Raw genomic sequence first — 18,978 nt, 5'->3', positions numbered from 1 at the left:
CGGGGAGTGGCAGCCGCTTGGACACAGTAGATCAACTCGTTCCCGGGGATGCGCGCGAACGCCGTCATCGGTCCCGCTCACCGCCCCACTATCCCGGCACTGCGGTCACCCGGCAATGCATCGTGCTTCGGTCCCAGACATTAGCGAAAGCAAGGCGTTTCAGTCTCGAAAACTACTACTCTCACCAGGCATTCTTTTCGGGATTCGAAGCCGGGGCGTTACGGTTTATTCGCGGATCGGATGTGCTCGGGTGCTACCCGCGCGTAACACCCGGACGTTTCGAGGTCGCGACGCGGAAACACAGCACCCGCTCGCCGTATCCGGCCAGCGGCTGCGCCTCGGCAGCCTGCCGGATACCACTGGCCGGGAGCTCGGTGAGCTTGGCGAACATGGTGGCATTACCGAACGCGGAGCGGATCTGGGTCTCCGAGGCGTAATCCGCGCCGTAGTCGGCGAGTTTGCCGAAGTCCAACGGCGCCAACGGAGTATCCAGGGCCACCGGTTCGGCGGGCCGGCCGAGTGCGGCGTACTGCGTGGCCGCACCCTGCTCGTACCAGCACAACTCGTAGGCCAGATTCTCCGTACTCGTCACGCTCATCACGGGCCAGTGCTGGGAGAGCGAGAGCGCCAGCGGGTTCTTCGCCACCGGGGTCAGCTCCCATTTGAGGCTTTTGACACCGATCCAGCTGCCCGACATCCGCTCGACCAGCACGATATCCTCGCCGAGTTCGGCAGCGGCGTTGAGCTGCGGATCCCGGGTGCCCCAGTGCGCCTTGTCCACTCCGTAGGCGGTGTTGATATCCACCGGTTCGGCACCGGCCGCTGTATAGGCGGCGACGATCGCGTCGCGCACCTGCTCCAGCGCATCGGGTGCCGAGCACAGCACGCTCAGCGCACCGAACGACGAGCCGATCTCCACCGGTTTGGCCGGCTGATCCGGCATCGCTCCGGCCACCAGCGGTTTCAGCCCCACCAGCGCGAGCTGCCAGTTGATCTCCTCGATGGTGGCCAGATCCCCTGCGCTCTGGTAGAGGATCTGCTGCTGGGTCAGATAACCGGCGCGTTCGAGGGTCCGGCATTCCAGCTTCCGCAGCGCGGACTGCGTCTTGTTGGTGAAACCGATCTCCTCGATCTTCAGGTTTCGCAGCTGCGCGGCCATGGCCGGCGTGGTGAGCGCGGTGTAGCGCTCGCGATACATGGCCACCGCCTGTTTGCGCTGGCGGCCCACCATGAGGGTGCGCAGCAGCGTGTTCAGGGTGGCGAGGTATTTCCGGGACTGTTCGGCGTCGGCCTGGAACAGACCGGCGCGGATCCGGACCGCCTCGTCGGTGGCGACCACCGCCGCGCCGGGATCCAGGCGGCACAACCACACACCACATTTCGACAGACCGTCCGCGCAGACTCCGGCCGCGTTGGGATGGTCGTGCGCCACCCGGGTATAGGCGTTGCAGGCATCGCGGATGGTGGCCGTGGCGAGTTCCCGATGGCCGATGGCGCGGGCCGCCTGTTCGAGCAGCCGCAGGGTGTCCTGGACCTGGTTGGCGAAAACAGCCGACACATGACCGGAGGTGAACCAGCGCAGCCGGATCATCACCGCTTCCTGCGCGGGTTCCAGCGCGCCCGCCACCCGGTTGCGCACCGAACCGTCGGTCTGGGTGGCCAGATAGGCCGAGGCCAGCTCGCAGAGGGTGGTGGCGAGCTGGAGTTCTGCCTCGGGTGTTCGGTCCCGCGCCGTGAGCCGGTCCGCGGCCACCCGGCCCTCGATGGCGATCAGATCCATCGCGATCTCAATTCCCGCTTCACCTTCCGCGCACGGTCGTCGAGCGGCCGTAGTCCGAGCATTCCTCGAAAGTCTGCCACAGGTGCCGGTGAGTTAGCAGCGCTACCGGGCGGTTGCTCCCACCAGCGTGGGGGTGCCCGGGCCGGTGCGGACCGCCGGTCAGTCCGCGGGTACTGTGCTCGCGCCCATTCCCAGGTAGAAGAGCATGATCAAGAACAGGAACCAACCGGCCCCCTGCCAGATCGGCCACGGGCCTTCGCGCCGCCAGACCCGGATCGTTTCCACGAAGGCGCCGACGCCACCCGCGAACAGGATGATTCCGGGCCCGAACAGGACGGCGGTCGCGGCCGCCGTATCGCACATCAGCGCATCGGCGTCCCGGCACCGCCCGGTCGCCGCCCAGACCGCCGCGATCGCGCCGACCAGCGCCGCGAGCACGAGCACCGCCAGGCTGTAGCGCACCGCCCGGCGGAAGCTGCCGTCATCGGGCCAGCGTTTCTCCGCATCGTTGCTCATGGCTCGGTCCTCCTGGCCGCGGTATTGCCAGCCGGTGGCCGGACAAACATCCCCGCCGGCGCGGTCGGCGAGGCTCGGCCCCAACTGGCGCGGAACATACGTCGGGCCCGCTACCGCCAAGCGGAACTCGTCGACTCGCCGGCGGCATGCGTCCCCGGCCCGATCCCGTCGGCCGGGCCGGTGCGGAGCCGGACAACAAGGCCTCGGGAACGGGGCGGAGCCGGAGGGCTGCGTGCAGGCCGGCCACTCCCCGCACAGCTGTCGATCTCGCCGGGTCGCCTGTAGAGCGGGCCGGATCACTGTGCACCGATATTGCCGGGCCTGTCCGCAGAACAACCCGGCTACCTTCCGTCTGCTCCGGACGGTCGGCATTCGTAGGTGGGGCCCGCTCCGGTTCTGGAGCGCCGGAGTGAAGAACCGGAGCGGACGCCGCCGCGCCGACGGCGGCGCGACCAACATCCGACCGAGTATCGCTGTGCCGCTACCAGATCACGGCGGGACCGGGCGGGTACTGGATGCGATGGATTTTCGACGTCGCGGCCACCCGCCGTCGCGCCGACCTGGGTACCCCACCGGCACGGAGTCGCGAGCAAGCTATCCGGCCACCCTTCCGCCGTATTCCGGACGGCCCACCTCGGTGGGCGGGGCCCGCCCCGGTTCTGGAGCGACGTAGCGAAGGAGCGCAGCGACTGAGCGAAGGAGTGAAGAACCGGGGTTAATAGGGCCCCGCCCCGCGCTGCCGGAGGCGGCGCCGATATTACGGAGTGAAGAACCGGGGTTGATAGGGCCCCGCCCCCGCGGCGCCGGAGGCGACGCCATAGATACTGCGCAGTTTGCCCTTGACCAGCTTTCCTGTCGGTGTGCGGGGCAGTTCGTCGGCGAAGTCGAAGCTTCGCGGCACCTTGTAGTGGGCGATCCGTTCGCGTAGGTATTCGCGCAGTTCCGCGGCCAGTTCGGGGCCGGGGGCGATATCCGGTGCCGGTTGGACCACGGCCTTCACCGATTCGCCCATCTCCTCGTCGGGAACACCGATCACCGCGACATCGAAGACCTTCGGATGCAGCGTGAGCGCGTCCTCGATCTCCTGGGGATAGATGTTCACTCCGCCGGAAATGATCATGAACGCTTTGCGGTCGGTGAGGAACAGGAAACCTTCGTCGTCGACGTAGCCGATATCGCCGGTGGTGGTCCAGGTCGGGTGATCCGGGTGGATCGCCTGCTGCGTTTTCGCCGGGTCGTTGTGGTAGGCGAAGGGGAGTTCGTCGCGTTCGAAATAGATGGTGCCGATATCGCCGGTGGGCAGTTCCGTGCCGTCCTCGCCGCAGATCCGGATCGACCCCATCCCGGCCGGGCCCACCGAACCCGGTTTGCGTAGCCACTGTTCGCTGTCGATGAAGGTGGCACCGTTGGCCTCGGTCGAGGCGTAGTACTCGAACAGCACCGGGCCCCACCACTCGATCATCGCGCGTTTCACGTCGACGGCGCAGGGGGCGGCGGCGTGTACGGCCACTTTCAGGCTGGAGAGGTCGTAGCGGGCGCGGGTGGCCGCGTCGAGTTTCAGCATCCGGACGAACATGGTGGGGACCCATTGGCTGTGGGTGACCCGGTAGCGCTCGATCGCGGCCAGTGCCTGTTCGGCGTCGAACCGTTCCATCACCACGAGCGTGCCGCCGAGTGCCTGGACGACACCGCCGAAACGCAGCGGCGCGGCGTGATAGAGCGGCGCGGGGGAGAGGTAGACCGATTCGGGGCCGAAACCGTAGAGCGGTCCGAAAACGGCGGTGTAGGGGTCGCCGGGTGCGTCGCCGACCTGGGCGTCCGACAGTGGCTGTTCGATGCCCTTGGGCCGTCCGGTGGTACCGGAGGAGTAGAGCATATCGGCGCCGCGCGGCTGATCGGGCAGCGGTTGCGGAGGCTGCGCGGCCAGCGCGTCCTCGTAGCACTCGTAGCCGTTGACCGGACCGCCGAAGGCCAGCCGGATCTCCACGTCGGGCGTCTGCTCGACGATCGCCTCCGCCGCTTCGCGCAGTTCGGCCGAGACGATCAGTGCCTGCGCGCCGCAGTCGTTCACGATATAGCTGATCTCGGCCGGGGACAGATGCCGGTTGACCGCCGTGATGTAAAGCCCCGATCGCAGAGCAGCCCAGTAGGCCTCGTACACCTTCGGGTCATTACCGGAGAGCAATGCGATGTGGTCGCCCTTGCGCAACCCGGCGGCGTGCAGATGCCGGGCGAGCTGGACGGAGTTGTCCTCCAGCTCCCGATAGGTCAGCGCCGCGCCGGTCTCGGCGACGATAACTGCTGGCTTATCGGGGGTTTTATCGACATGCGCGCCGGGATACATAGTGCTCCTTCACGGAAGCGACGCGATCGGAGGCCGACCGCCTGGCCGAGAAGGGGCCCGTGTCGCTCGCGCGTCACCGGCCCCCGCCGGGCAATCGCCCGGCGATCGCGACGATAGCGGAAAGTGAACAGCGATTCGTCGGTTTTCCGGAACTCGCGGGCCGTCCGGTATTTCGGTGGCCGTTCTTACTCAGGGGTGCGACGGCTCGTTCAGGAAGGCCGCGGCCAGCTCGTTGAACAGCTCGGCGCGCTCCCATTGCGCCCAGTGACCGGTGGCCGCCGGGAGCACGACATCGCAGGCCGGCATCCGGTCCGCCAGCAGACGTGCGCCGACGGGCCGGTTCACCCGGTCCCGGGCGCCCCAGACCACGAGCGTGCGGTGCTCGACCCGGCGCAGCCGGGGGTCGCGGCTGAGGTCCATCCGGAACAGGGTGCGGACGGCTCCGGGACCGGCGGGGCGGCGCAACGGTGGATTCGCGACGACCTCGGGGTCCAGACTGGCCCGGTAGCGCTCGTCGATCATGGCCTCGGTGATCGCGCTACCGTCGTGGACCAGGTATTCGCGCAGGAAAACGGCCAGTTTCTCCCGGCTCGGGCCGTCGCCGCCGTAGTACGCCAGCAGTGCCCGCAGCCCCTCGGTGGGCAGGTTCCGGGTGGTGCCGATACCGCCCGGAGCGAGCAGGATCAGCCGGCCCACGCGTTCCGGCCGGTCCATCGCCAGCCGCAGCGCCGCCGCGCCACCGTAGGAATTGCCGATCAGATGGGCGTGCTGCAGGTCCAGGACGTCCAGCAGGCCGGCGACGGCGGTGGCGAGGTCGCCGAAGGGGTCGGACTGATCGATCCGCTTGGCCGACCGGCCGTATCCCGGCATATCCGGGACGATCACCCGGAACCGGCGGGACAGCTCCTCGATATTGCGCGCGTAGGCCGCCCGGCCGGAGGCGCCCGGTCCGCCGCCGTGCAGCAGCACCACGGCCGGGCCGGTCCCGTGCTCGGTGTAGTAGATGTCCCGGTCACCGGCGCGTACCGTCTGCCCGCCGTCGATCGCCGTCATGAGTGGACCTCCTCGTCTGCGCCACCACCGGGCCACGCTACGGAACCGGCGGTGCGCGGTCCGCGGCAGCTCAGCTGTTCGAGGTGCTGATCTCGCGGACCTCGCGCAGATGCTGCTCCATCGCGGCCGCCGCCGCGGCTCCGTCGTGTTCGGATACCGCGCGGTAGATCTGTTCGTGGCCCTGGATGGAGACCCGGCGGCCCAGCGCGGTGCGATGGGAGAGCGCCCGGGTGCGCTGCGTCCATTCGGTGGTCATCGTGCACAGCGTGACCAGCAGCGGATTCTGTGCCGCGTGGGCCAGCAGGGTGTGGAATTCGATATCGAGGCGCATGGATTCCGCGGGCGGCAGGGTTTCGTGCGAACGGGTCAGTACGTCGTCGAGGGAGAGCAGATTGGACGCCACGGCGCGTAACGCGGCGAGTTCGGCGATCCGCGGTTCGACCAGATCGCGCAGTTCGGTGGCGTAGCCGAGTTCGACATCGAGATCGGCGAGACTTCCGTGCAACTGGGATGCGCCCCGTGGGATATCGGCGACGGTGCTGCCCCGGCCCTGACGCCGCAGCACCAGCTTCTTCGATTCCAGTTCGAACATGGCCTCGCGCAGCGACGAACGCGAGATGTTCATACTCGCGGCGAGTTCCCGCTCCGGGGGCAGCCGATCGCCGGCGCGTAGTTCGCCGCTGATGATCAGCTTCTCCAGATGCGCGGCCACCTCCGCGCTGACACTGCGCGACTGACGGCGCATCGGTGGGATCGATGCGAAGGTCATACGGGCCCCTCCTGATACCGGCCGAACGGCCACGGCTGGTGAATCCCGGCGGAGAACTCTGGCCGGAAAAGGTCCGGCCAATGTCGGGAGATTGCTTCGTTGTGGATTGTACGTAGCCGTCCGCCGATTGTCGCCGCGGGTTTCCAGCAGGCTGTGATGATTCGGCAAAGTTACCGATGGTCAGCACTTTCCGTGGTTGTATTGCGGGCCCGTAAACCGGTCGTTACGTTCCGCCGCAGCGGTCGCGTCCCGGTTCAGCGGCTCTTACGGTCGGTACATCAGGTGGTCGGACCAATAAGGAGCGCCGTGACGACGCTGGCATCGCAAGAACAGGCCCCGGCCTTTCCGGTTCTGCAGCAGGACACCGGAATCGATCCGGGCACGGTGTACGTACCGGCCGAACCCGATCGGGTCCTCTGGGGGCGGTTGCCCTGCCGGACCGATACCGCGGTAGCCACTGTGGAGCCGGGATCCACCGTCGTGATCGATACCGTCAGCCACGAGGGAATCCTGGAGGATCAGGGCTCGGATCCGCTGTGGTACTTCGGGAACCACGGTGTGGATCGCGCCGATGTACTGGCCGACGCGGTGGCGGTGGCGGCGCGGCGGACCCGCGAACCCGGGGCCGGGCCGCATATCGTGACCGGGCCGATCGCGGTCGCCGGTGCCCGGCCCGGTGATCTGCTCGCCATCCGGATCGAGGCGCTGACCATGCGCGCCCCCTACGGAGTGGTATCGACCCGGCACGGCCGGGGGGTACTCAGCGGCCGGGCCGGATTCGACGGTGACTACGGGCAGTTCTGCCGGGTCGTCCCCGGTGACGATCGCTGGTTCGCCACGATGCCGCTCGACGTATCCGGACAGGCCGGGCACGCGACTTTTCCGCTCGCGCCGTTCCTGGGCATCATCGGGGTGGCCACCGATACCGGGACCCGGGTGAATTCGGTACCGCCCGGTCCGCACGGCGGCAATATCGACGTCAAACTCCTCACCGCGGGTGCCACGCTGTTCCTCCCGGTCCAGGTGCCGGAAGCGCTGCTCTACATCGGGGATCCGCATTTCGCGCAGGGCGACGGCGAGGTCGCGCTGACAGCCCTGGAGGCCCCGCTGCGCGCGCGGCTGACCCTGGACCTGATCCCCGCGACCGAGATCGCGGGCGGGTTCGGCGGCCGGATCGGCCCGTTCGCCGCGGCGCACGGGCTGCTGATCCCGACCGGCTTGCACGCGGATCTGAACACTGCCCTGGAGTTGTGCGTGACGCACGCCGTGGAACTGGTGAGCGGGCTGTTCGAGGCCGATCCCAGACAGGCGTACCTGTACCTCAGTGCCGCCGCCGATTTCACCATCTCGCAGGCGGTCGACCAGGTCCGCGGGGTACACGCCGCCGTCCGCTGTGCGGATTTCGACCGGGTGGCCGATACCGCGTTCGCCCGCCGGGTGCTGGAGCGAGTGCGATGAGCGGGGTTGCCGCGGATCCCGGTATCGATACCAGCGTCTGGCGGGTGACCGGTGCACCGCTGGTGGAAGCGGCCGCGGCGGGGCCGCTGTCCGGACGGACCGTGGCGGTGAAGGATCTGTTCGCGGTGGCCGGATACCCCATCGGCGCCGGAGTGGCGGCCTATCAGCGGGAACGGGTGGCGGAGCCGCGTCACGCGGACGCGGTGGCGCGACTGCTGGCGGCCGGAGCCCGGATCGGCGGTATCGCGCGGACCGACGAATTCGCCTACAGCCTCACCGGTGGTAACGGCGAATTCGGTATGCCGGTGAATCCGGCCGCGCCCGACCGGATTCCGGGTGGATCCACGAGCGGACCGGCGGTGGCGGTGGCCCGCGGTGAGGCCGATATCGGTCTGGGTACCGATACCGCGGGCTCGATCCGGGTTCCGGCTGCCTATCAGGGGCTGTGGGGTATCCGGACCACCTCCGGCCGGGCCGCCACCTCGGGTCTGCTGCCGCTGGCCCAGTCCTTCGACACCGTGGGATGGATCACCCGCGACGGGGCGACTCTGGCCGCCGTCGCGGAATGCGTACTCGGCGCCGATACCGCCACCGCCTCCGGGTTCGCGGTGGACCCGGCGGTATGCGGATACGCCGACCCCGAGCTCGCGGCCAGGGTCGAGCGGGTGGCGGATTCGGTCGGCGCGGCATCGGTCGAGTTGCGCCCCGCCGACAGCTGGATCGTGGCCTTTCGTACCGTCCAGGCCTACGAGGCATGGGCGAACCACGGGGGGTGGGTCGCCGCCCATCCGGGAGTACTGGAACCCGAAGTGGCCGAACGGTTCGCCTTCGCCGCGACGGTCACGGCGGCGGACGCGGCGGCCGCGCGTGCGGTCCTGGCCGCCGCCGCGGCGAGCCTGCGGTCCACGATCGGCGATCGCGCGTTACTGCTGCCGACCGTCGCGACCCCGCCACCGCCGCGCGCGGGCGGGCAGGTGGCCTGGGGACAGGCCCGTGCCCGCACCCTGCGCCTGACCTGTCTGGCCTCCCTCGCCGGTCTGCCCGCGGTGACGGTACCGCTGCGGTCCGGCACCGGTCTCCCGGCCGGCCTCTGCCTGCTCGGCGCACCGGGCACCGACCTTTCCCTGCTCCGTCTCGCGCTCGGCGCTGCCGGGGGACCGCTCCACAGTGAGGACCGACCATGAAACGACCACTCCGTCACATCTTCTCGATCGTCGCGGTGCTGCTGCTGGCGGTGGCGGGCCTGACCGGTTGTATCGCCACACCCGACAGCGCCGGCGGGGACTCCGGCGCCATCCGGATCGGGACGCTGCGCGGCCAGCCCCATCTCTACGCCCCGTATTTCATGCAGCGGTTCGCACCGGAGAACACCACCTACGAGATCGTGCTGTTCGAGAACTCGCCGGATATCAAGAACGCGCTCGCCTCGGGCGCCATCGATATCGGCGTGCTCGGCGCGCCCGCGATGCTCTCCGGCGTCGCGGCCGAACAGGATGTGCAGATCATCGCCTCGGCGGCCGACGGCGGATCCGGGTTCGTGGGATCGCCGCGGATCCGGACCCCGGAGGAGCTGCGGGGTAAGCGGATCGGGTTCCCGGCGGGTTCCTCGCAGGAGATCGCGTTGAAACTCACTCTGCGGGAGCTCGGCCTGGACCCCGAGACCGATGTACAGCTGGTCAATCTGGCGTATTCCGATATGGCCGGCGCCTACAGCTCCGGTCGGGTCGACGCCTTCCTGAGCGCGGAAATGGGTGTGTCGATCGCCCGGCAGGCCGGTGCCCACCAGATCGTCTCGCCCTACGAGACCCCGATCGGTGCCACCAATATCGTGCTCGGCGGCAACGGGCGCTTCCTCGACGAACACCCCGACCGTGCGCGCGACACCGTGCAGACCTTCGCTCGCGCCATCGGTTTCATGAAAGGTGACCGCGCGGCCTGGGCGAGCGGTCTCGTGGAGACCTTCGGCCTGGATCGCGCGGTCACCGATATCGCCATCGACAATGTGCAGTTGCGCTGGGAACTCGACGACGAGTACCGGCAGCGGGTCACCGAACTGGCCCGGCAGATGGTGGATTTCGATCAATTGCCCGCCGCCCCCGATATGAGCAAGGTCTTCCGGACCGAATTCCTCGATTCCGTGGACACCCAGCGATGACCACGCTGAAGACCAGGGCCGGGCGGACGGCCGAGCCGGATACCACGGCCGGGACCGGTTCACCGGATACGGGGCCGCGGCGCGACCGCTTCCGGTCCCGGGCGGTGGCGCTCCTGTGGGCACTTCCGGTGCCGCTGGTGATACTGCTGCTGTGGGACCGCGGTGTCGGCGGCGGCTGGACCCTGCCGTTCGGTATCCAGATGCAGTTCCTGCCCACTCCGGTCGAGGTGGCGCGGCGGCTGGCGGATCTGGCGGTCGGTGGGATCGTCGACGATTCCTACAGCGGCACCCTGTGGCTGCACCTGTACGCCAGTACGGTCCGGGTGCTCCAGGGGTTCGCGATCGCGGCGGCGGTGGCGGTACCGCTGGGGATCGTGATGGGACGGTCACCGCTGGTCTACCGGATGCTCGAACCGACACTGAACCTGATCCGCCCGATTCCGGTGACGGCCTGGGCGCCGCTCTCGCTGCTGATCATCGGATTCGGCGACCGGGCCACCATTTTCCTGGTGTTCCTGGCCGCGGTGTTCTCGATCCTGATCAACACCATCGCCGGGGTACGCGCCGTTCCGGCCCGGCTGTTCGAAGCGGCCGCGATGCTCGGCACACCACCGGCGCAGACCCTGTACAAGGTGGTGTTACCGGCGGCGATACCGACGATCGTCTCCGGATTGCGGATCGCGCTCGGACTGTCCTGGGTGATTCTGGTCGTCGGGGAGACGGTCGGTATCCGGGTGGGGCTGGGCGCGTTGATCACCCAGGCGCGGGAGCAGTCCCGTACCGATCTCATCGTCGCCGTCATGATCGTGATCGGGTTGGCCGGATTCCTGGCCGACCGGCTCATGATGCTCGCCGTACGCCTGGTCGCCGGACGGCGACCGCTGCTTCCGTGACCCTTTCTCGGACCAGGAGCCGACCATGAAGATCTACTCCACTCGCCGCCGGCCGCACCGGCCCGCGCGAATCGTGCTCGACGGACTGGGTAAACGCTATCCGGGCGCTGCCGGATTCGCGGTGGACGGGGTGAACCTCGATATCGCCGCCGGGGAATTCGTCTGTGTGGTCGGTGCCAGCGGTTGCGGGAAATCGACGCTGCTGCGGATTCTCGCCGGCTTCGAAAGCCCCTCCCAGGGCACGGTTTCGGTGGGTGACGAACCGGTCACCGGGCCGGGTCCGGATCGGGGGGTGGTGTTCCAGGACTACGGCCTGTTCCCGTGGCTCACCGTCGCGGAGAACATCGCCTACGGACCGAAACAGGCTCGAATGACCCGGCCCGATATCCGCGAGACCACCGATCGCAGCCTGGAGACCGTCGGGCTGACCCGGGTGCGCGATTCGTTCCCGCACCAACTCTCGGGCGGTATGCAGCAGCGCGTCGCCATCGCCCGGGTACTGGCCAACCGGCCCGCGGTGCTGCTGATGGACGAACCCTTCGGGGCTCTCGACGCCCTCACCCGCAGCGATATGCAGACCGAACTCGCCCGTATCCACGAGGATTCCGGTGTCACGGTCGTCTTCGTGACCCACAGCGTCGAAGAAGCGGTGTACCTGTCGGACCGGGTGGTGGTGATGGCCGGCGGTACCGCGCACGGTACGGCCGGGCATGTACGGGAGGTGGTCACCATCGATCTGCCGCGCGAGCGGGAGGCGACCGCTCCGGAGTTCAACGATTACAAGCGTCGGATCGACGGGTTGATCCACCAGGGCGCGCGGGCGGTCGCCTGATCTGCGCTCAGACCGGGATCGCCGGTAGCAGTTCCCGGGTCCGGGTCGTCCGCGCGACGACCCGGCCCGCTTTCACCACATAGCAGCGGTCGGGCCGGTCCAGCAGCGCGTCGGCGATCCGGCGGGTGGACAGCACCACCAGATCGGCCGCCGCGCCCACCCGTACTCCGTAGTCGTCGGCGATCCCGACGACGGCGGCGGCCTCGTAGGTGGCCATTCCGAGGACCCGGGTCAGCTCGGCGGGGCCGGCCAGATGCGAGGTCTGGGCCAGGAACAGGCCGATATCCAGTAGATCGGCATTGCCGTACGGAGTGAAGGCATTGCGGATGTTGTTGGAGGAGTAAGCGGTGCGTACCCCGGCCGCCCACAGCTCCCGGACCGGTGCGATACCGCGGCGGATATTCGCGGTATCGGCCCGGCCGCCCAGGAACATATCGGTGGCCGGGAGCGGCACCACGGCCACACCCGCGTCGGCGAGCCGGAACAGGACCCGCTGCCGGTCCGCGGGAGTGCGAGCGGCCAGTGAGGTCGCGTGGCCGATGGTCACCCGGCCCGCCATCCCGGTGCGATCGGTGACCTCGGCGATGTAATCGGCCAGGGCGAAGCGCGGATCGGCGGTGTCGTCGGCGAAATCGGCGTGCAGGTCGACCGGGACCCCGAATTCGGCGGCCAGGTCGAAAACGATATCGATATGACGCCGGCACTGGGCGAGGGAATCCTCGTTGTAGGTGCAGCCACCGATCACATCGGCGCCGTCGCGCAGACCTTCCCGCAGCAGCTCGAGAGTGCCGGGCGCCCGGAAGATCCCCTCCTGCGGAAAGGCCACGATCTGCAGATCGATCCGGCCGCGGAATTCTTCCCGCAGTTCCAGCAGGGTGTGCACCCCCAGCAGGCCGACGATCGGGTCCACGTCCGGGTGCGCCCGCAGGGTTGTAGTGCCGTGCACGATCGCCTGTTCGAGTACGCGGCGGGCACGGTCCCGGATCGAGGCGGGGGTGAACTCTCGTTTCAGCTCCGCGGTGACCGCGATGGCCCCGGCCAGCGTGCCGTCGGGGTTCGCGCGTTCGCCGTCGAGCAGCGCCTTGTCCAGGTGCACATGCGATTCGACGAGCCCCGGTATCACCACCCGGCCGGCGCAATCGATCTCGTCGGCGGCGCCGACCGGCAGCGCCGGGCCGATCGCCATGATCACACCATCCACCACGGCGATATCCACCAGGGCTGATTCATCGTCGATACGGGCGTTGCGGAGCAGCAGATCCGTGGTGCCGAGTGGCGCCGGGGCCGCCGGGGACAGTTGAGGGGCCGAAGAGGTCACATATTTTGTATACGACCCGGGTGTTTCCGGTAGGCCGGCGAATTGCTTCCGGGAGGTTACGACCCCGCGCCCGAGGGCGCCGGGCGCGCATGGCGGAGGCGATAGGCGGTGGTCGCGTGGGCGATATGCTCGGTGACCAGTCGCTGGGCCAGCTCGGCGTCGTGCGCCTCGAGTGCGCCGCAGATCCGCTCGTGCTCGTCCCAGGAATCGGTGGCCCGGCGCGGGAGTTCGACCGCGTACACCCAGGCGATCTTCCAGCCGAGCTGAGTGATCAGACCGGCCAGCAGACTACTGCCCGAGGCCTCGGCGAGTACTTCGTGGAAGCGGCTGTTCAGCCTGGTCAGATCGTCGAGCCGGCCCGAGCGCACCGATTCCTGGCCCAGTGCGGTCAGTTCCTTGAGCCGGCCGAGTTGTTCGGGGGTGCGCCGAGACGCGGCCCGGCTCGCGCACAGCGGTTCGAGCAGGGCGCGGATCTCGAGCAGATCGGCCGCCTCCGCCTCGGTCAATTCGGCGACGAAGGTACCGGCGTAGGGGCGCGAATACGCGAAACCCTCGGCTTCCAGGGTGCGCAGTGCTTCCCGGACCGGTACCCGGGAGACCCCGTAGCTCTCCGCGAGTGTGTCCTCGGTCAGCCGTTGCCCCGGTGCGAACACGCCGCGGATGATGTCGTCGCGGATGGCGCGGCACACCTGCTGTTTGGTCATCCGCGGGTTGGTGCTGTCCACATCGTCCTCGGTTCGGCTGGGAATGAATCGGCGAGCGGTCGCATACGATCTGCCGCCCGGTACTTCACCTGGATACCAGGAAAGCATTCGAATTGCCGGTGCGGCCTCCCGGAGCGGCGGGTTTCCCGCGTGACCGGCAGCACACGGACGGCAGAGGCAGCGGGTTTCGTATACGATCCGGAGTCACTTGTGATCGGAAGGACGCCATGGATCCCGTGTACGCGGTTCTGCTGCTGGCGGCCGGCTTCGGCGCCGGCGTGTGCAACACCATCGCCGGCGGCGGCAGCCTGCTGTCGTTTCCCGCCCTGGTGGCGACCGGCCTGCCGCCGGTGACCGCGACGGTGACCAATGCCGTAGCCGTCTGGCCCGGATACCTGGGTGGCGCGGCGGCGCTGCGCTCGCGGCTGGTGGAACATCGCAGCCTGCTGCCCCGGCTGATCATCGTCGGCACCGCGGGTGCGATCGGCGGAGTGGTGGCCCTGCTCGCCGCGCCGCCCGAGGTGTTCACCGCCCTGGTTCCCTACCTGATCCTGGCCGCGACCGGGCTGTTCGCCGCACAACCGCTGATCTCCCGGAAGCTCTCCGAGAAGGGCGGCGATTCGCGGTTCACCCTCTTCGCCGGGGTGTTCCTGGGTGGTGTGTACGGCGCCTACTTCAACGGCGGTATGGGCATCGTGCTGCTCACCGCGCTCGCGCTCGGTATCGACGCCTCCCTCAACCTGCTCAACGGCCTGAAGAGTGTGCTCACCCTGGCCGTCTCCACCACCGCCACCATCGCGGTGGCCCTGTTCGGCCCGGTCGACTGGTGGTCGGTCCTGGTGCTGGCCCCGGCCTGTCTGCTCGGCGGCATGGTCGGCGCCAAGATCTCCGACCGGCTGCGCCCCGGCGCGTTCCGTGCCCTGGTCATCGTCTTCGGTGCCGGTGCGGGCATCGCCATGTTGTTCACGTGAACCCGAAAGAAGGAACCATGACCGATCTCCTGCTGCGCAACGGGCGCCCGTGGATGCCCGGGCAAGCGCTGGAATCCGCCGATCTGCTGCTCCGGGACGGGCGGATCGAGCAGATCGGCGCCGGTCTGACGGCCCCCGGCGTCGAATCCGTCGAACTGGACGGGGCGCTGGTCCTGCCCGGATTCGTCGATACCCACTGTCATCTGGACAAGACCCTGTGGGGCGGTCCGTGGGTGCCCAATACCGGTGGCCGCTCGCTGGCCGGGCGGATCGCCAACGGCGAGAACCGGCGGGCCGAACTCGGTATCCCGAACGCCGACTATTGCACCGGTCTGCTCGCGACCATGATCGCCGGGGGAACCGCGCACGTGCGCAGCCATATCGATATCGACCCCTCGGTCGGCTTGGCCGGGGTGGAGGCGGTGCGCACCGCCGCCGCCCGGCACCGCGACCGGGTGGACGTCGAACTGGTCGCCTTCCCGCAGGGCGGCCTGATCCGCCAGCCCGGGACCGCGGAGCTGCTGGACGAGGCGCTGGCCGGCGGCGTCGAGGTGGTCGGCGGAATCGACCCCGCCGGATACGACGGCGACCCGACCGGACAGCTGAACCTCATCTTCGGACTGGCCGAACGGTACGGCGCGAAGATCGATATCCACCTGCACGACGGTGGCACTCTCGGGGCCTGGGAATTCGAGCTGATCATCGAGCGGACGAAGGCCACCGGGCTGGCCGGCCGGGTCACCATCAGTCACGCGTACGCGATGGGCGCGCTGCCGCCCGACGAGCAGCGGCGGATCGCCGACCGCCTGGCCGAAGCCGGAGTCGCCATGGTGACCTGCGCGGTCGGTGACGCGCCCGTGGTTCCGTTGCGTGTGATGCATGCCGCCGGTGCGACGCTGGCGCTGGGCAACGACGGGATCCGGGATCTGTGGACCCCCTACGGCGACGGCGATATGTTGCGCCGGATCAGTACCGTCGCCTTCCGCGATCGGCTGCTCTCCGATGAGGAGATCGAATTGGCCCTCACCGCCGGGACTCTCGGCGGTGCGCAGGTCATCGGGGTATCCGACCACGGGCTGGCGGCCGGAGCCCGGGCCGACCTCCTCGTGGTGGAGGCCGCGACTCCGGCGGCGGCGGTGGTCGGTGTCCCGGTCCGGAAACTGGTCCTCAAGGCCGGCCGGGTGGTGGCTCGGGACGGACAATTGGTTTCTTGATCGTATACGAAACAGGGGTGTAATCCGGCGGACCGCGATCGGCAACGCGCAGCCGATAAAACTGTTCCATGAGTACAAAGGCTATCCCGGCGCCGACCCTTCCGGGGGAGGCAATGTATACGAACGAACCGGATCCGGCCCTCACGTTCCGGAATGTGTCCATGGTTTTCGAGAACGGGACCGCCGCGCTGCGCGATATCGATATCGCCGTCCGCCCGGGCGAATTCGTCTCCCTCGTCGGACCCTCCGGCTGCGGTAAATCGACCCTGCTGCGACTGGCGGCCGGATTCGAAGAAGCCAGCTCCGGTGCGGTCGAGGTCGCCACCGAACACCTCGGTTACGTCTTCCAGGAAGCCACACTGCTGCCGTGGCGCACGGTGCTGCGCAATGTGGAACTGCCCGCGGAACTGGCCGGGGTGGATCGGGCCGAACGCCGGGCGGCCGCGCTGGACGCCATCGAACGGGTGGGCCTGGGCGGATTCGAGAAACACAAACCCGCCCAGCTCTCCGGCGGTATGCGGATGCGGGCCTCCATCGCCCGCGCGCTCACACTGCGGCCGGAGCTGTTCCTCTTCGACGAACCCTTCGGTGCGCTCGACGAGATCACCCGCCAGCGGCTGAACGAGGAAGTGGGCAGCCTCTTCCGCCGCGACGCGTTCGCGGGAGTCTTCGTCACCCATTCGGTTCCGGAGGCGGTGTTCATGTCGACCCGGGTCGTCGTGCTCACCGGACGTCCGGGCCGGGTGGCCGCCGATATCCCGGTGCCGCTGGACTTTCCCCGGGAACCGGGACTGCGCTACACCCCGGAGTTCGCCGCGATCGCCGGTGCGGTCTCGGGCACACTGCACGCCGCCGAACAGGAGGTCGCGGCATGACCACGGTCGCGGCGGATACCGCCGCGACTCCGGTCGTCACCCCGGATCGGCCGAAACCGGCCCGGCGCACGGCTCGTCGCCGCCCGGCACCGGTGCGGATCATCGCGCCCGTCGTGGTTTTCGTTGTCGTGACCGGTCTCTGGTACTTCGCGAGTCACCATCTGATCGCCGCGGAATCGCGATTCCTGCTCCCCGGACCCGACCAGGTGATCAGCGAGGGACTGCTCGACTCGGCGGTGCGTTCGGAGATCCTGTCCGCCCTGGGGTCCACGGTGCTGGTCGCGCTGAGCGGTCTGGTCATCGCCATGGCGCTGGGCGTCGGATTCGCGGTGGTGATGAGCCAGGCGCGCTGGGCCGAGTACTCGCTGTACCCGTACGCGGTGATCCTGCAGACCATTCCGATCCTCGCCGTGGTCCCGCTGTTCGGCTTCTGGTTCGGTTACGAATTCGGCAGCCGGGTGATCGTCTGTGTGATGGTGGCGCTGTTCCCGGTGGTCACCAATACGCTGTTCGGTTTGAAAGCGGTCGCGCCGGCCGAACACGATCTGTTCACGCTGCACGGCGCGAGCCGGTGGCAGCGGCTGCTGAAACTCCAGTTGCCCACCGCGCTGCCCGCGATGATCTCCGGGTTCAAGATCTCCGGCGGAATGGCGATCATCGGCTCGATCGTCGCCGATTTCTTCTTCCGCCAGGGCGAACCCGGTATCGGCCGGATGATCGATGTCTATCGACAGCGGCTGGCCACCGAGGAACTGCTCACCGCGTTGCTGCTCTCCTCGCTCGCCGGTCTGCTCCTGTTCTGGTTCTTCGATTTCCTGGCCGTCCGCGTGGAGCGGGCCCACGGCCGCCGTCGCGGCCACTGATATCCCACCGCCGCCCCATCCAGTTCACCTCAGGAAGTGCCATGAAGAAACCACTGTCTGCCCTCACCGCTCTCGCGGGCACCGCGCTGCTCACCGCGTGCGGAGGTGCGAGTTCGGTCCCGGAACCCACCGGTGAGGGCCCGCTGGCCGGGGTCTGCCCGTCGACGGTCGTGATCCAGACCGACTGGTACGCCACCCCGGAGCGGGCCGCCGCGTTCCAGCTCGTCGGCCCCGACGGCACGGTGGACGTCAACAAGGGCTCCTACGCGGGCCCGCTGGGCGATACCGGCGTCAATGTCGAAGTCCGGCTGGGTGGCCCGTTCCTGGGCGGCCAGCCCGTACCCGCGCAGATGTACCAGGACACCTCGATCACCCTGGGTTTCGTACCCACCGACGACGCCGTGCGCGCGCAGGCCGAATTCCCGGTGACCGGGGTATTCGCCTCGCTCGATGTGAATCCGCAGATCGTGATGTGGGATCCGGCGACCTACCAGATCCGGTCGTGGAATGACGTACCCGGCACCGGTGCCCCCGTGGTGTACAGCGAGGGCAAGATATTCATGGACTATCTGACCACCAACGGTTACGTGCGGCCGGATCAGGCCGATGCCTCGTTCGACGGCACCCCGAGTCGTTTCGTCGCCGAACGCGGCCGTGTCATGCAGCAGGGTTATGTGTCCAACGAACCCTATCGATGGGAACACGATGTGGAGGGCTGGCGTAAACCCACCGACTATCTGCTGATCCACGAATCCGGTTACGAGATCTACCCGCACGCCTGGTCGGTGCGCGCCGGTGAACTCGACGCCCTGCGACCCTGCCTGACCGAACTGGTCCCGATGTTGCAGCAGGCCCAGGTCGACTACATCGCCGATCCCGAACCGGTGAACCGGGCGCTGCTGCGGATCGCCGAGACCATCCCCGACGGCCCGCCGATGACCGCCGCCGGTAACACCGATTCGGTCGCGGTACAGGTGGCCGAGAAGATCGTCGGCAACGGTCCGGACGGGACACTCGGCAATTTCGACGAGGCGCGGGTGAACCGGGTGATCGACGTGGTGACCCCGATCCTGCGCGCCCGCGGCGATCGGATCGCCGACGGACTCACCGCCACCGATCTGGTGACCAACGAATTCATCGACCCCGCCATCGCCCTGCCGGGAGTTACCGAACCCTGAATACCCCTGTCTCGGAGAGCCGGCCCGATCCGGTGATATCCGAGGGCGTCCCCGG

17 protein-coding genes are annotated in these 18,978 nt (G+C 68.5%); 10 read left to right on the top strand and 7 right to left on the bottom strand.

Annotated features, from left to right (window positions below):
• Nucleotides 1–253: 253 nt before the first annotated feature.
• From ACWEWT_RS16335 to ACWEWT_RS16315, 5 genes are all read right to left on the bottom strand, one after another.
• On the bottom strand, nucleotides 254–1,780 hold the full coding sequence (locus ACWEWT_RS16335; RefSeq protein ID WP_452559706.1) for a hypothetical protein: 1,527 nt from the start codon (nucleotides 1,778–1,780) through the stop codon (nucleotides 254–256).
• 159 nt (nucleotides 1,781–1,939) lie between these two features.
• Entirely contained in the window at nucleotides 1,940–2,296 is a 357-nt protein-coding gene (locus tag ACWEWT_RS16330; RefSeq protein ID WP_452559705.1) for a hypothetical protein, read from the bottom strand.
• 757 nt (nucleotides 2,297–3,053) lie between these two features.
• A complete protein-coding gene (locus tag ACWEWT_RS16325) occupies nucleotides 3,054–4,640 on the bottom strand; it encodes an acyl-CoA synthetase (protein WP_452559703.1) in 1,587 nt (528 codons plus the stop codon).
• A 189-nt stretch (nucleotides 4,641–4,829) separates the two neighbouring features.
• On the bottom strand, nucleotides 4,830–5,693 hold the full coding sequence (locus ACWEWT_RS16320; RefSeq protein ID WP_452559701.1) for an alpha/beta fold hydrolase: 864 nt from the start codon (nucleotides 5,691–5,693) through the stop codon (nucleotides 4,830–4,832).
• 70 nt (nucleotides 5,694–5,763) lie between these two features.
• A complete protein-coding gene (locus ACWEWT_RS16315; RefSeq protein WP_452559700.1) occupies nucleotides 5,764–6,462 on the bottom strand; it encodes a FadR/GntR family transcriptional regulator in 699 nt (232 codons plus the stop codon).
• Nucleotides 6,463–6,768: 306 nt separating this feature from the next.
• Here ACWEWT_RS16315 and ACWEWT_RS16310 point away from each other — a divergent pair, with 306 nt between their 5' ends.
• Genes ACWEWT_RS16310 through ACWEWT_RS16290 form a run of 5 tightly spaced genes read left to right on the top strand, consistent with a single transcriptional unit; the run spans nucleotide 6,769 to nucleotide 11,800 of the window.
• Nucleotides 6,769–7,920: an acetamidase/formamidase family protein gene (locus ACWEWT_RS16310; RefSeq protein WP_452559698.1), complete on the top strand. Its 1,152-nt coding sequence runs from the start codon at nucleotides 6,769–6,771 to the stop codon at nucleotides 7,918–7,920.
• On the top strand, nucleotides 7,917–9,104 hold the full coding sequence (locus ACWEWT_RS16305; protein ID WP_452559696.1) for an amidase family protein: 1,188 nt from the start codon (nucleotides 7,917–7,919) through the stop codon (nucleotides 9,102–9,104). The genes ACWEWT_RS16310 and ACWEWT_RS16305 overlap by 4 nt, the downstream gene beginning before the upstream one ends.
• Nucleotides 9,101–10,075, top strand: a complete 975-nt coding sequence (locus tag ACWEWT_RS16300) for an ABC transporter substrate-binding protein (protein ID WP_452559695.1) — start codon at nucleotides 9,101–9,103, stop codon at nucleotides 10,073–10,075. Before ACWEWT_RS16305 ends, ACWEWT_RS16300 begins: the two co-directional genes overlap by 4 nt.
• A complete protein-coding gene (locus tag ACWEWT_RS16295; RefSeq protein ID WP_452559694.1) occupies nucleotides 10,072–10,968 on the top strand; it encodes an ABC transporter permease in 897 nt (298 codons plus the stop codon). The genes ACWEWT_RS16300 and ACWEWT_RS16295 overlap by 4 nt, the downstream gene beginning before the upstream one ends.
• Before the next feature lie 25 nt (nucleotides 10,969–10,993).
• A complete protein-coding gene (locus ACWEWT_RS16290) occupies nucleotides 10,994–11,800 on the top strand; it encodes an ABC transporter ATP-binding protein (RefSeq protein WP_452559692.1) in 807 nt (268 codons plus the stop codon).
• Between the two features lie 7 nt (nucleotides 11,801–11,807).
• Here the strand turns inward: ACWEWT_RS16290 and ACWEWT_RS16285 are convergent, their stop codons facing one another.
• Nucleotides 11,808–13,118, bottom strand: coding sequence for an amidohydrolase family protein (locus ACWEWT_RS16285; RefSeq protein WP_452559690.1), 1,311 nt, complete (start codon nucleotides 13,116–13,118; stop codon nucleotides 11,808–11,810).
• Nucleotides 13,119–13,174: 56 nt separating this feature from the next.
• On the bottom strand, nucleotides 13,175–13,843 hold the full coding sequence (locus tag ACWEWT_RS16280; RefSeq protein WP_452559689.1) for a GntR family transcriptional regulator: 669 nt from the start codon (nucleotides 13,841–13,843) through the stop codon (nucleotides 13,175–13,177).
• Between the two features lie 206 nt (nucleotides 13,844–14,049).
• On the opposite strand from ACWEWT_RS16280, the gene ACWEWT_RS16275 reads away from it, so the two are divergent.
• The 5 genes from ACWEWT_RS16275 (at nucleotide 14,050) to ACWEWT_RS16255 (ending at nucleotide 18,923) form a co-directional block, all read left to right on the top strand.
• Complete coding sequence (locus ACWEWT_RS16275) at nucleotides 14,050–14,793, top strand: sulfite exporter TauE/SafE family protein (protein WP_452559687.1); 744 nt, start codon at nucleotides 14,050–14,052, stop codon at nucleotides 14,791–14,793.
• A gap of 17 nt (nucleotides 14,794–14,810) precedes the next feature.
• Nucleotides 14,811–16,007, top strand: a complete 1,197-nt coding sequence (locus ACWEWT_RS16270) for an amidohydrolase (RefSeq protein ID WP_452559685.1) — start codon at nucleotides 14,811–14,813, stop codon at nucleotides 16,005–16,007.
• A gap of 113 nt (nucleotides 16,008–16,120) precedes the next feature.
• The gene (locus ACWEWT_RS16265) at nucleotides 16,121–16,882 is read left to right on the top strand and encodes an ABC transporter ATP-binding protein (protein ID WP_452559683.1); all 762 of its coding nucleotides are present in this window, start codon (nucleotides 16,121–16,123) and stop codon (nucleotides 16,880–16,882) included.
• Nucleotides 16,879–17,745: an ABC transporter permease gene (locus tag ACWEWT_RS16260; protein WP_452559681.1), complete on the top strand. Its 867-nt coding sequence runs from the start codon at nucleotides 16,879–16,881 to the stop codon at nucleotides 17,743–17,745. Before ACWEWT_RS16265 ends, ACWEWT_RS16260 begins: the two co-directional genes overlap by 4 nt.
• Nucleotides 17,746–17,786: 41 nt before the next feature.
• Nucleotides 17,787–18,923 carry an ABC transporter substrate-binding protein gene (locus ACWEWT_RS16255; protein WP_452559679.1) on the top strand — a complete coding sequence of 379 codons (1,137 nt, stop codon included), beginning with the start codon at nucleotides 17,787–17,789 and terminating at the stop codon, nucleotides 18,921–18,923.
• The last annotated feature ends 55 nt before the right edge of the window (nucleotides 18,924–18,978 follow it).

Source organism: Nocardia sp. NPDC003963 (assembly GCF_053605105.1).
This window is presented reverse-complemented; position numbering and strand designations above follow the sequence as displayed.

What these genes read in the sequence shown, in the direction of transcription:
- ACWEWT_RS16335 (WP_452559706.1), bottom strand. Translation starts at nt 1,780, where the DNA reads ATGGATCTGATCGCCATCGAGGGCCGGGTGGCCGCGGACCGGCTCACG.
- ACWEWT_RS16330 (WP_452559705.1), bottom strand. Translation starts at nt 2,296, where the DNA reads ATGAGCAACGATGCGGAGAAACGCTGGCCCGATGACGGCAGCTTCCGC.
- ACWEWT_RS16325 (WP_452559703.1), bottom strand. Translation starts at nt 4,640, where the DNA reads ATGTATCCCGGCGCGCATGTCGATAAAACCCCCGATAAGCCAGCAGTT.
- ACWEWT_RS16320 (WP_452559701.1), bottom strand. Translation starts at nt 5,693, where the DNA reads ATGACGGCGATCGACGGCGGGCAGACGGTACGCGCCGGTGACCGGGAC.
- ACWEWT_RS16315 (WP_452559700.1), bottom strand. Translation starts at nt 6,462, where the DNA reads ATGACCTTCGCATCGATCCCACCGATGCGCCGTCAGTCGCGCAGTGTC.
- ACWEWT_RS16305 (WP_452559696.1), top strand. Translation starts at nt 7,917, where the DNA reads ATGAGCGGGGTTGCCGCGGATCCCGGTATCGATACCAGCGTCTGGCGG.
- ACWEWT_RS16300 (WP_452559695.1), top strand. Translation starts at nt 9,101, where the DNA reads ATGAAACGACCACTCCGTCACATCTTCTCGATCGTCGCGGTGCTGCTG.
- ACWEWT_RS16295 (WP_452559694.1), top strand. Translation starts at nt 10,072, where the DNA reads ATGACCACGCTGAAGACCAGGGCCGGGCGGACGGCCGAGCCGGATACC.
- ACWEWT_RS16290 (WP_452559692.1), top strand. Translation starts at nt 10,994, where the DNA reads ATGAAGATCTACTCCACTCGCCGCCGGCCGCACCGGCCCGCGCGAATC.
- ACWEWT_RS16275 (WP_452559687.1), top strand. Translation starts at nt 14,050, where the DNA reads ATGGATCCCGTGTACGCGGTTCTGCTGCTGGCGGCCGGCTTCGGCGCC.
- ACWEWT_RS16270 (WP_452559685.1), top strand. Translation starts at nt 14,811, where the DNA reads ATGACCGATCTCCTGCTGCGCAACGGGCGCCCGTGGATGCCCGGGCAA.
- ACWEWT_RS16265 (WP_452559683.1), top strand. Translation starts at nt 16,121, where the DNA reads ATGTATACGAACGAACCGGATCCGGCCCTCACGTTCCGGAATGTGTCC.
- ACWEWT_RS16260 (WP_452559681.1), top strand. Translation starts at nt 16,879, where the DNA reads ATGACCACGGTCGCGGCGGATACCGCCGCGACTCCGGTCGTCACCCCG.
- ACWEWT_RS16255 (WP_452559679.1), top strand. Translation starts at nt 17,787, where the DNA reads ATGAAGAAACCACTGTCTGCCCTCACCGCTCTCGCGGGCACCGCGCTG.